We start from the raw sequence: 11,193 nt of genomic DNA, 5'->3' as shown, positions 1-11,193 counted from the left end.
TTTAGGGTAGGCTACCCAGGAACGTGAAGGTGCACTCCCGCCCTGGTCAGACCTGTTCCCACGGACCGAATTCGAGCAGAACGTCGATTGCCGTCTTACCGTCCTGTGGCCGAACCACGTGTTCGAGTGCGTAGACCCTCGATCCCTCCGCTGCCCTGGCGAGATCGGAAATACCGGGCAGAATGGTCGGTTCGGGTGGGCCGCCCACCCCACGGTGGAAGTTCTCGATGGAATGCCCCAGATAGAGGACGCGTCCGCCGGGAGCAACCCACTGCCCGACGCGCTTGAGCGTTTCGGCCAACTCGTCGACCTCGAGGTGCATAAAGCTGACCAAGACCAGGTCGACCGAACCTTCCGGTTGCCACGTGGTCGCATCGCCGACCCGCCAGTCGACGGCCTTGTCCCGGTCACTCGCCCGTGCCAGATCGATCGCCACCGACGAGTAGTCGACCGCGGTCACCGACCAACCCTGCCCGGCCATCCACCGCGCATGACGTCCGTCGCCGCAGGCCAGATCGATCGCGGTGCCCGGCCTCAGGTCGGCAATTCTTGTTGCGACGGTTCCCGCCGGGTCCACTCCCCACGGCTCCGTCACCGCTCGGTATCGCTCGTCCCAGTCCTGTGCGTCCACGATCGCTCTCCCCATATCCGTATCACCGAAGTTCGTTCCACCGTCACTGATCAGACGGCGCCCCCAGCAGCATAGAGAATCTTCGGAAGTGACAATCGGATACCCCTAGGGGTATACAAGTGACAGTCAGGAATACCCCCACCCGTATCAGGAGTGAAGATGTCAGCGACCAGAACTGTCACCGTGGACCCACCCGACCAAGCCGACGGCATACTCGCGCGACTCGGTCGATCGATGGCGGCGCACACCCGTCTGGTCGTCGGCGTCTGGTTGATCGCGCTGGTTGCACTCGGCGCCGCAGCGCCCAGTGTCTTCACCTCCCTGGCCGGCGCGGGTTGGCAGGCAAACGGATCCGAGTCGGTGCAGGTTCGCGAGTTGGCCGAGCAGCATTTCGGCGGAAACTCCTCCGCCGCAGTGCAGGTGGTCGTTCACTCGAATTCTCTACCCATCACCGATCCGTCAATGCAGCAAACTCTGGCCGCGGCAACCGAAATCTTTGCCACAGACCCTCGTTTCGGCGAAGTGATCGCCCCACAGCCCGGCATGACCATCAGCCCGGACGGACATACCGGCATCATGATCGCGGGCGCCAATGCGAATACCGACGACATGGTGCGCGCAGTAGACGAACTCGGCAAGAAACTCACGGCACTGTCCACGGACACGATCGAGGTGTACCCCACCGGCGCGTCGGCGTTGTGGAGCGATTTCAACAAGGCCAATCACGAAGCGATGATCAAGGCCGAAATGATGTCGTGGCCCGTCACTCTCGCGATCATGGTGTTGGCCTTCGGATCGCTGGTTGCCGCGGGACTCCCGCTACTGCTGACCCTTGCGGGCCTGGTCGCTTCGGCGGGCGGACTCGTGATCCTCAACGAGATCACGCCGATTTCCGTGTGGGCCATGAACTTCGCGATGATGTTCGCCCTCGCGCTCGGTATCGACTACGCACTCTTCCTCGTCGCCAGGTTCCGAGAAGCACTGCGAACCGATCCAGATCCGCGAGCTGCCGTGGCCCAGACGATGGACACCGCCGGCAAAGCAATTGTCCTCTCCGGCCTCACAGTTCTGGTCAGTTTGTCTGCGGTTCTTCTCGTTCCGGCTCCCGCCGTACGCACGATGGCTGTCGGCATCATGCTCGCCGTGATCTTCGTTCTCGCCGCAACCCTCACCCTGCTACCCGCCGTGCTCGGCAGGATCGGCGTCAAGGTCAACGGCGGTTCGCTACCGTACGCAAAGCGCCAGCAGCACCGCTCCTCGATGTTCGCAGCCTGGGCGTCGCTGCTGCACAAGCACCCGTGGCCCTTCGGCGTCGGCGCCCTGCTCATCCTGATCGCACTCGTCGTGCCGGTCTTCGGACTGAAGGTGGCAATGCCCTCCATCGCCGTGGTTCCCGAGGACGCCCCGGTTCGCCAGGGCTACGAACTGGTGCAGCAGCAATTCGGTGACGGCGCTCCCGGAATGTTGCAGATCGTCACATCCGCAGACGATGCAGCAGACACCTCGCGAGTTGCCATGAACGTCGACGGCGTGGCCATGGTCACTCCGGCGCAGCACGCAGCCGACGGATCTGATCTGGTTATGCTGCAAGCAGTTCCCACTGTCGACCCATCGGATCCTGCAATGGAAACCATCCTTGCGAACCTTCGGTCGCAGCTACCGGAATCAGCGCTCGTCGGCGGCGCTCCGGCCGAAAATCTCGACCTTCAGCAGGCGTTGAACGACTACCTGCCCATCGTCGTGGTCGTGATTCTGATGCTCGGATTCCTGTTGCTGCTGATCGCTCTTCAGGCACCTCTGATCGCCTTGATCGGCACGCTGGTCAGCCTACTGTCCACTGGGGCCGCGTTCGGAATCGCGAAGCTGATCTTCCAGGACGGTCACGGATCCGGCCTGCTCGGTTTCGATCCCCAGGGATTTCTGAACGGGTGGGGTCCGGTCTTCTTCTTCGCCATGATCTTTGCCATCGCGATGGACTACACCGTGTTCCTGCTCTCGAGCGCAAAGGAGCACTACGAACGGACGGGCGACCCCGAGATCGCACACATCGACGGCCTCGCGCATTCGGGTCGGGTCATCGCGGCGGCGGCAGCGGTGATGGTTGCGGTCTTCTTCACTTTCGCACTCGCAGATCCGCTGCCGCCCAAGGAGATGGGAATCATCCTCGGTGTGGCTGTGCTCCTGGACGCGGTGCTCGTCCGCTTGGTGCTCTTGCCCGTACTCCTGCGTCTCACCGGCCGGGCAGCCTGGTGGGCACCGGCATGGCTACGACGCATCCTGCCGAACATCAGCTTCTCGCATGGCTGACCGTGTACCCGACATCACTGTTGAATTGATACCCCCAGGGGTATCATGGAGACAACGGAAATCGAAGCCGAAGACATCGAAACCAACGAACAGGAGCGGGCAATGACAACCCCCACGGAACCGATAGCGATCACAACCAGGGTCACCGGAACTTTCGACGACGTCGTCACTCGCACACGTGCCGCACTCGCCGAGCAGGGCTTCGGCATCCTGACCGAGATCGACATGCAGGCAACCCTCAAGGCGAAGCTGGACGAGGACATGGAAAAGTACCTGATCCTGGGTGCCTGTAATCCGCCGCTGGCCCATCGGGCAGTCTCGGTGGATCGTCAGATCGGCCTCCTGCTGCCGTGCAACGTCGTCGTCCGCGAAGATACGACCACCGAGAACTCGTTCTTCGTCGAAGCGATGAATCCCGCTCTCATGGTTCAGGTTTCCGGCGAACCAGGCCTGGAGTCCGTGGCGGCCGACGCAGCCGTCAAGTTGCGCGCGGCAGTCACCTCGATCATCTGACACCACAGTCGGATCAAGCACTGGATCAAACACAGACATGCCCCCAGGGGTACCCTCGGTCGCAGCACGAACACTCGAGAAGGGGGCCACCATGACCGGCGACGAAGAGAGCATTTCGCTCGTATTGAACAGACTGCGGCGTGCTCACGGCCAACTTGCCGGGGTCATCTCGATGATCGAGAACGGCCGCGACTGCAAGGACGTCGTCACGCAGCTCGCAGCCGTGTCCAAAGCGCTGGACCGAGCAGGGTTCAAGATCGTCGCTTCCGGGCTGCGTGAATGCCTCACCGGTGAAAGCGCCGAAGGTCAGGAACCGATGACCGAGGCCGAACTCGAGAAGCTGTTCCTGGCACTGGCATGAAACAAGAGGAAGGGCCTGACCCGCAGGTAGCGGATCAGGCCCTTTCTCGCGTGCGAAAGAACTGCGAAAGAACTACTTCGCCAGGAAGTCGATCAGCACCTTGTTCACGGCTTCCGGACGCTCGAGGTATCCGTAGTGCCCGGCGTCGGGAATCTCTTCGTACGACGCCGTCGCGATGCAATCCGCCACCTCGCGGGAGAGGTAAGGCGGGATCATGCGGTCGTCGGCGAACGCGACGGACAGGCACGGGCGCATGATCGACTTGTACTCGTTACGTCGATCGAAAGCACGGTCCATGCCGAGCTGCGCGCGAACACCCGGTGACGTTGCGCCGCCGGTGAACTCGAAGATGTCCATCCAGTCGCGCGCGGAGTGATCGTCGGCCAGCGTGGCCGGCGAGAGGTTCATCACCGCCGTCACCGCGGCGCGGTACTTGGCCGGCAGGGCGACGCCGCTGTCGAACAACTGACGCTCACCCTCGGTCAGAACCTGCTGGAAATGATCCATCCGAGCGTGGCCGGCGAGGAACACTGCTTTGCGAACCAGATCCGGCCTGGCGAGCGTCAGTTCCTGCGCGACCCGGGCACCCATCGAGGTTCCGATGACATGGGCCGGGCCGCCGCCGAGATGCTCGATCAGTCCGGCGGTGTCCGCAACCATGTCGGGCATCGTGATGCCGCCGAGGCTCTCGCCGGACGGTGCGATTCCGCGGTTGTCGAAGGTGGCGACGCGATAGCCGGCGGCCACCAATGCCGGAGTCTGGTGCAGATCCCAGACGCGGCCGGGGCTACCGGTCCCCATGATGAGCACCACCAGATCTCCATCACCCTTGACCTGGTAATTGATGGGGATTCCGTTGATTGTGGCGACCGTCATGTCAGCCTTCCTCCTCGTACGTGTGATCAACAATTTTGGTTGGATAGCCTAAGCTGATGGGCGGTCGTGTGACCGCCAACCCCAGCCCATGCTCGTCCAGGAGGACCCCCGTTGAGAGTCGCTACGCTCGGATACCAAACCTGGGGCCACCGTACCCTGCAGGCCTTGATCGACTCCGATCACGAGGTCGTGCTGGCAATCACACACCCGAAGAGTGAGCACGTCTACGAACAGATGTGGGCGGACTCGGTTGCAGATCTGGCGGCCGAGAACGGTGTACCCGTTCACGTGGCGAACAAGCCTGACGACGCCTTCAAGGCCGCGCTGGCCGAAGCTGCTCCCGACATCATCGTCGCCAACAACTGGCGCACCTGGCTACCGGCGGAAGTCTTCGACGCGCCCAAGTACGGCACCCTCAACATCCACGATTCGCTGCTGCCCAAGTACACGGGGTTCTCCCCGCTCATCTGGGCCTTGATCAACGGTGAAGAAGAAGTCGGCCTCACGGCGCACCTGATGGACGAGGAACTCGACGCGGGCGATATCGTCCTGCAGCGTTCGACGACGGTCGGCCCCGCGGACACCGTCACCGATCTGTTCCACCGCACGATCGACATGATCGGCCCCATCACACTCGACGCACTGGATCTGATCGCATCCGGGCGGACCGACTGGACGCCGCAAGACCGCTCGCAGGCCACCTTCTTCCACAAGCGTGCACCGCAGGACAGCCACGTCGACTGGTCCTGGCCGGCCGAGGTCATCGAGCGTTTCGTCCGGGCACAGTCCGATCCGTACCCCAACGCTTTCGCGGAGTTCAAAGGCCAGCGCATCCGCATCCTGAAGGCGTCCGTCTCACGCGGGCACTACGGCGGAACCCCCGGCCGAGTCTTCATCCAGGAAGACGACGGCATGGTGATCGTCGCGGGCCCCGACGCGTGGTCGGGCAAGAACAAGGGACTGCGAATCGAGCGCATCCGACTCGACGACGGCAGTGAGTACACCGCCGCCGAGTTCTTCCCCCACGGCGGCGGGTACCTCACCTGATCGTCTGAACGCCCTCAGTCGCGACCCTCCCAGGCCGCCCACAGTTGCGCGTAACGCCCGCCCGCGGACACCAGTTCGCGGTGCGGGCCTTCTTCCACGATCTGCCCGTGCTCGAGCACGATCACTCGGTCGGCGCCCGCGGCTTGGGTAAGCCGGTGTGCGACAACCAGAGTGGTACGCCCCTCGGTAGCGGCTTCGGCAGTCGCTTCCAGTTCCCGTGCTCCGGCGCTACCGGCCTCCGCTGTCGCTTCGTCCAGTACAGCGACGGCAGGGTCGGCCAATACCAGTCTCGCCAAGGCCAACTGCTGCGCCTGCGCTGCCGTCATCTCGTGCCCGCCCTCGCCCACGACGGTCAGCATTCCCTCGTCGAGAGCCTCAACCCACTCGTGCGCGCCGACGGTCCGCAGCGCAGCGGCAACGTCCTCGTCCGAGGATTCGGGAGCGGCCAATCTCAGATCCTCGATCAGGGGCCCGGCAAAGACGTGGACCTCCTGACTCACGATCGCGATGTGGCGTCGTAGGTCGTCGAGGTCGGCAAGCGGGACACCGCCGATCGACACGCGCCCCGACGTCGGAGTGATCGAACCGGCAGCGATCGCAGCAAGCGTCGTCTTTCCGGCTCCGGTCGAACCGACGAGCGCCACCCGCTCCCCCGCTCGCAGGCTGAGCGTCACTCCGTGAAGTACCTCGTGACCGCCGTCGTAGCTGTGTCTGATGTCGTCCAGACGAAGGGAGCCGTCGGTCGGAACGGAACCCGTATCCGTCGAACGTTCCGTTTCGGGGATCTCGACAACGCCGACCAGCCTCGCGAGGCTGGCGCCGGCGGACTGCACTTCGTCGAAGGTGTAGAGCAGTGAGCCGATCGGGTTGAACAGGCGATGGAACAGCAGTGCAGCCGTCGTCGTCTGACCGACTGTCACGACGTCCTCACGAACCAGCAGGAATCCGACGACGAGGATCATGGACAGACCCACGAATTCGGCGCGGTTACCGCGACCGGCGAATCTCGTGAACAGGCCGAACACTCCGACGGCCAGATCACGCGCTTTTGCCGACGCTGCATCGATCTGACTGAGATGTTCCTTCTCGAGGCTGTACGCGCGCACCGTCTTGGCACCCTGGAGGCTACTGATCAGCGCCTGTGAACGAGCGCCCATCGCAACTCGCTCGGCAGCGTAAATGGGAGCCGATCGCGGCAGGTACCACTTGAGCGCCAGCGCGTACATCGGCAGCGCGACCATTCCGGCGAGGCCGAGTCGCCAGTCGAGACCCAGCATGGTCACCATGCTCAGAGCCACGAGCAGAACGGCCGCGATCATGCCGGGAACCACGTCGGACACAGCCTTGGCGATCACCGACACGTCGTCGCCGACTCGTGAGAGCAGATCACCCTTTCCGACCTTCTCGACGGTCTGGATCGGCAGGCGCAACGCCCGGTCCACGGTTCGCTCGCGCAGATCCGCCAGGATCGTCTCACCGAGTCGCTTGATCAGATAGGCAGCCACACCTGTGAACACACCGCCCACGATTGCGGCGGCGGCGATGATCACGACCACCCCGACGATCGTCGATGTGGGCGCGTTGTCCCGGACCCGGTCGACCAGGACACCGAAGACGTAAATCGGCACCAAGGCCATCGCCGACGCCGAAGCCGCGACGATCAGGACCAGCAGGCTCTGCATCCGGTGTTCGGCCAGCGCTGCCCGCAACCACTTCCAGGTCTGGCGACCACTCGCGATCGGCAGCAACTCGCGCTCTGTCACCTTCTCTGCGGCCGGCATATCGGTTGTCATGTCCGTGGCCGTCACCGCAGCACCGCTCCTCGGTAGTTCGCGTCGCCGCGAGAGAGTTCGGAATGTGTGCCGATCGAGGCAATCACTCCGTCGTTCAACACGATCACTCGATCCGTCACGGCCAGAAGAGCTGGGCTACTGGTGATCAATACCGTCGTGTGGATGCCACCGGCACCCTCGTGCCGCAGTTCCGCGATTCCTTCGGCGATCGACGCCTCGGTCACCGCGTCGACCGCCGTAGTCGGATCGTGCAGGACCATCACGGGCGCCTTTGCCACCAATGCGCGTGCAAGGGCGACGCGTTGACGCTGGCCTCCCGACAAGCTCGCGCCTCGATCGGTCACCTCGAGGTCGAGGCCGTCCGGATGTGCGTCGACGACATCAGCCGCCGCAGAGGCGGTCAAAGCGCTCTGGATTTCGAGAACAGCGGCATCACCGGCGCCCGCGGTGACATTCGACGCGAGGGACCCGGAGAACAGATCGGTGATGTGCGGCTCCACCAGCACTGTGCGACGCGCCAATCGCAAGTCCATGTCGGACAGGCTGATTCCGCCCACTCGGACCACGCCGCGGTACGCATCCTGCGGCAGCTGCCCGGACAGGACGGCGACAAGAGCGTCGGCGTCCTGCGGTTGATAAGCCACGACACCCAGCAGTTCTCCGGCAGGCAGGTGCAGATCGATGCCCTTGAGAGACTTGTACTCGACGGCGTCGAGGGTCAGGTCGGTACCTTCGAGCTCGGTCTGCGAACCCGCCCCCCGCAGCGGCTCCGCGTCCAAGACCAGTGCCAGACGATCCGACGACGCCCTCGCCACCGCGAAGTATCCGGGAATCGACGCGAGCAATCCGAGCGGTTCGATGATGAACTGCGCGAGCCCCACCACGGTGATCAGTTCACCGACCGTGATCCGGCCCTGCAGCGCGAAGTAACCCGCGAAGCCGGCAACACCGACTGCGAGCAACGCACTGATGGTCGCGGCAACACCGGTGTAGACACCGGTGGCCTTCGCCGTGCCGATCGTCGACGCGAGCGCCTGCCGGCTGACCGTGCGGTAGCGCGCCGACGCGGTCTTCTCACCGCCGATACCGCGCAGCGGACGCAGTCCACTGACCAGATCCGTAGCCATCGCCGACGCCCGAGCGATCGACGCCTGCTGACCGGTGGCCCGCGACGTGATGAGCGGCGCCGCCAGTTGCAGCAGACCGAGAATGACCGGAGTACCGATCAGAACGGCCAGTCCCAGCCACAGATCGATCCACACCAACGCCACCGCCGACGCCACCGCAGCGGTCAGGGCCGCCGCGGCACGGGGGACGATGTCCGCGATCCACGAAGTCTGTTCGGCGTCCGACGTAGAGACCGTCAGCAATTCGCCCGATCGCAAATCAGTACGCACCCCGCGTGGATCGAGGACGCGGTGCGCCACCTCGAGCCGGAGGCGATGAGCCTCCTGCTGCATCGCGGTGACGATGAACCGGGCGCCGAAACGCCACGCGGCCGTCAGAACGAGAAACAGAGCCGCGAGACCGAGGATCGAGACGACCAAGGCCGTGGTGTCCGAAGTCTCCACCGCACGGTCGATGATCACACCGATGGAGATCGGCACCGCCGTCTCGGTGAGTTGGTGCAGACAGACCAGGGCAGTGCCGATAGCGAGCGGGCCACGGTTGCGGACCAGGACGCGTCGCAAAATCGCAGCACCGCTGTGATTGCCACTCTCCGGCTCGTCCGAGTCGACGGTCACACTCGAGGGGGTCGAACTCATGGAACTCCAAGCATCGATGGAAGCGATAAAGTTGAGTACAGAGATAAGTAAGTCGACCCTAATACATGAGCAACTAGCGTCGACACGCCCAGTTCTCATAGAGTCGCGAGTAAGAATCATTGCTTGCGCCGTGCAGGCAAGCACGAGAGGAACATGATGGCTGAGAACACGACCGTCGAAACCGAGATCGCGGACGAGGAAATCGAGACCGTCGCCGAGGAAACAGCGCGCATGGCGCAGCGCGTTGTCGCTGCCTACGCAGAAGATGCCGACGAGTGCAGGATGCTGCTCTCGATGCTCGGTATCTCCCCCGCCGCCAAGCTCGACTGAATCTTTCCCTCACCGACCGAGAAGGAACCACGTGCCTGTCAGTCCGGATTCGACCAGTTCAACCCTTTCTGACAGCGCACCTGCTTCTTCGACCGGTGACACCGTGTCCGGGCAGGCCGAGTTCGTCGTCGTAGCGAACCGCCTGCCCGTCGACTTGGAACGACTTCCCGACGGCACCACCCGCTGGAAGCGGAGCCCCGGTGGATTGGTCACTGCCCTCGAGCCGATCCTGCGCAGCAATCAGGGCGCCTGGGTGGGCTGGGCCGGCGTCCCGGACGCAGACCTCGACCCGATCGTCGAAGACGGACTCGAGCTCTACCCTGTGCCGCTGAGCGCCGAGGAGATCAACGAGTACTACGAGGGATTCTCCAACGCCACCCTCTGGCCGCTCTATCACGACGTCATCGTCAAACCCGAGTATCACCGTGAATGGTGGAACGCCTACGTCGAGGTGAACCGGCGGTTCGCCGAAGCCACTTCCAAAGCAGCGGCACAGGGCGCGACCGTCTGGATCCAGGACTACCAGCTGCAGTTGGTACCGAAGATGCTGCGGATGCTTCGTCCCGACCTCACCATCGGATTCTTCCTGCACATTCCGTTCCCCCCGGTCGAGCTGTTCATGCAGATGCCCTGGCGCACCGAGATCGTCGAAGGCCTCCTGGGCGCCGACCTCATCGGCTTCCATCTTCCCGGCGGCGCACAGAACTTCCTTTACCTGGCGAGACGCCTTGCCGGGCAGCAGACTTCACGCGGAACCGTCGGCGTGCGCTCCAAACTCGGTGTGGTGCAAGTAGGTTTCCGCAGCGTCCGCGTCGGCGCCTTCCCCATCTCCATCGACTCCGGCAAGCTCGACGAACTCTCGCGTACCAAGACAATTCGGGACCGCGCCAAGCAGATTCGCAAAGAACTCGGAAACCCCAAGCACATCATGCTGGGTGTCGACCGCCTCGACTACACCAAGGGCATCGACGTCAGGCTCGCCGCACTCCACGAACTTCTCATGGAGAAGCGCATCGATCCCGCCGACACCGTCATGGTGCAGTTGGCGACCCCGAGCCGCGAACGCGTCGAAAGCTACGTACAGATGCGCGGAGACATCGAGCAGAAGGTCTCCCGAATCAACGGCGAGTTCAGCGAAGTCGGCCGCCCCGTCGTCCATTACATCCATCGGCCGATCCCACGCGACGAACTGGTCGCGTTCTTCGTCGCTGCCGATCTCATGCTCGTCACGCCGCTGCGTGACGGTATGAACCTGGTCGCGAAGGAATACGTCGCCTGCCGCAGTGATCTGGGTGGCGCTTTGCTGCTCAGCGAATTCACCGGTGCTGCAGCAGAACTCCGCCAGGCATTCCTGTGCAATCCCCACGACCTCGACGACGTCAAGGATTCGATGGAGAAGGCCCTCAATCAACCGCGAGAGGACGGCCGTCGCCACATGCGAGCATTGCGTCGTCAGGTCCTGACGCACGACGTCGACCGCTGGGCACGTTCGTTCCTCGATGCGCTCGCGCACGGCGGCGCAGCAGGCCCGGCGCTGATCGCCCCGGCCGAATCCGGAGAGCACTAGGC

10 protein-coding genes are annotated in these 11,193 nt (G+C 63.7%); 6 read left to right on the top strand and 4 right to left on the bottom strand.

Annotation, left to right across the window (positions count from 1 at the left end; all coding sequences use genetic code 11):
• Nucleotides 1–46 precede the first annotated feature (46 nt).
• Nucleotides 47–631 carry a class I SAM-dependent methyltransferase gene (locus ACFQ6Y_RS16170; protein WP_378547747.1) on the bottom strand — a complete coding sequence of 195 codons (585 nt, stop codon included), beginning with the start codon at nucleotides 629–631 and terminating at the stop codon, nucleotides 47–49.
• Nucleotides 632–790: 159 nt separating this feature from the next.
• Here ACFQ6Y_RS16170 and ACFQ6Y_RS16165 point away from each other — a divergent pair, with 159 nt between their 5' ends.
• The 3 genes from ACFQ6Y_RS16165 (at nucleotide 791) to ACFQ6Y_RS16155 (ending at nucleotide 3,812) form a co-directional block, all read left to right on the top strand.
• Entirely contained in the window at nucleotides 791–2,938 is a 2,148-nt protein-coding gene (locus ACFQ6Y_RS16165) for an MMPL family transporter (RefSeq protein ID WP_378634464.1), read from the top strand.
• Between the two features lie 102 nt (nucleotides 2,939–3,040).
• Nucleotides 3,041–3,451: a DUF302 domain-containing protein gene (locus tag ACFQ6Y_RS16160; RefSeq protein ID WP_378547835.1), complete on the top strand. Its 411-nt coding sequence runs from the start codon at nucleotides 3,041–3,043 to the stop codon at nucleotides 3,449–3,451.
• A 91-nt stretch (nucleotides 3,452–3,542) separates the two neighbouring features.
• The gene (locus tag ACFQ6Y_RS16155) at nucleotides 3,543–3,812 is read left to right on the top strand and encodes a metal-sensitive transcriptional regulator (protein WP_230814895.1); all 270 of its coding nucleotides are present in this window, start codon (nucleotides 3,543–3,545) and stop codon (nucleotides 3,810–3,812) included.
• Between the two features lie 72 nt (nucleotides 3,813–3,884).
• Here ACFQ6Y_RS16155 and ACFQ6Y_RS16150 read toward each other — a convergent pair whose 3' ends face one another.
• Nucleotides 3,885–4,688 carry an alpha/beta fold hydrolase gene (locus ACFQ6Y_RS16150; protein WP_283306994.1) on the bottom strand — a complete coding sequence of 268 codons (804 nt, stop codon included), beginning with the start codon at nucleotides 4,686–4,688 and terminating at the stop codon, nucleotides 3,885–3,887.
• A 111-nt stretch (nucleotides 4,689–4,799) separates the two neighbouring features.
• Here ACFQ6Y_RS16150 and ACFQ6Y_RS16145 point away from each other — a divergent pair, with 111 nt between their 5' ends.
• Nucleotides 4,800–5,735, top strand: a complete 936-nt coding sequence (locus ACFQ6Y_RS16145; protein ID WP_230814893.1) for a methionyl-tRNA formyltransferase — start codon at nucleotides 4,800–4,802, stop codon at nucleotides 5,733–5,735.
• 14 nt (nucleotides 5,736–5,749) lie between these two features.
• Here the strand turns inward: ACFQ6Y_RS16145 and ACFQ6Y_RS16140 are convergent, their stop codons facing one another.
• Nucleotides 5,750–7,516 carry an ABC transporter ATP-binding protein gene (locus ACFQ6Y_RS16140; protein ID WP_378547838.1) on the bottom strand — a complete coding sequence of 589 codons (1,767 nt, stop codon included), beginning with the start codon at nucleotides 7,514–7,516 and terminating at the stop codon, nucleotides 5,750–5,752.
• A 23-nt stretch (nucleotides 7,517–7,539) separates the two neighbouring features.
• Nucleotides 7,540–9,294 (bottom strand): ABC transporter ATP-binding protein, encoded by a 1,755-nt coding sequence (locus ACFQ6Y_RS16135; RefSeq protein WP_378634462.1) that lies wholly within the window; start codon nucleotides 9,292–9,294, stop codon nucleotides 7,540–7,542.
• A 156-nt stretch (nucleotides 9,295–9,450) separates the two neighbouring features.
• On the opposite strand from ACFQ6Y_RS16135, the gene ACFQ6Y_RS16130 reads away from it, so the two are divergent.
• Nucleotides 9,451–9,624, top strand: coding sequence for a hypothetical protein (locus ACFQ6Y_RS16130; protein ID WP_214886961.1), 174 nt, complete (start codon nucleotides 9,451–9,453; stop codon nucleotides 9,622–9,624).
• 103 nt (nucleotides 9,625–9,727) lie between these two features.
• The gene (locus tag ACFQ6Y_RS16125) at nucleotides 9,728–11,191 is read left to right on the top strand and encodes a trehalose-6-phosphate synthase (protein WP_378547841.1); all 1,464 of its coding nucleotides are present in this window, start codon (nucleotides 9,728–9,730) and stop codon (nucleotides 11,189–11,191) included.
• Nucleotides 11,192–11,193: the final 2 nt, after the last annotated feature.

This window comes from Rhodococcus sp. NPDC056516 (genome assembly GCF_042794655.1).
In the GTDB taxonomy this organism is placed as follows: domain Bacteria; phylum Actinomycetota; class Actinomycetes; order Mycobacteriales; family Mycobacteriaceae; genus Rhodococcus_F.
The sequence above is the reverse complement of the archived record's forward strand: the minus strand, read 5'-3'. Positions and strand labels throughout refer to the sequence as shown.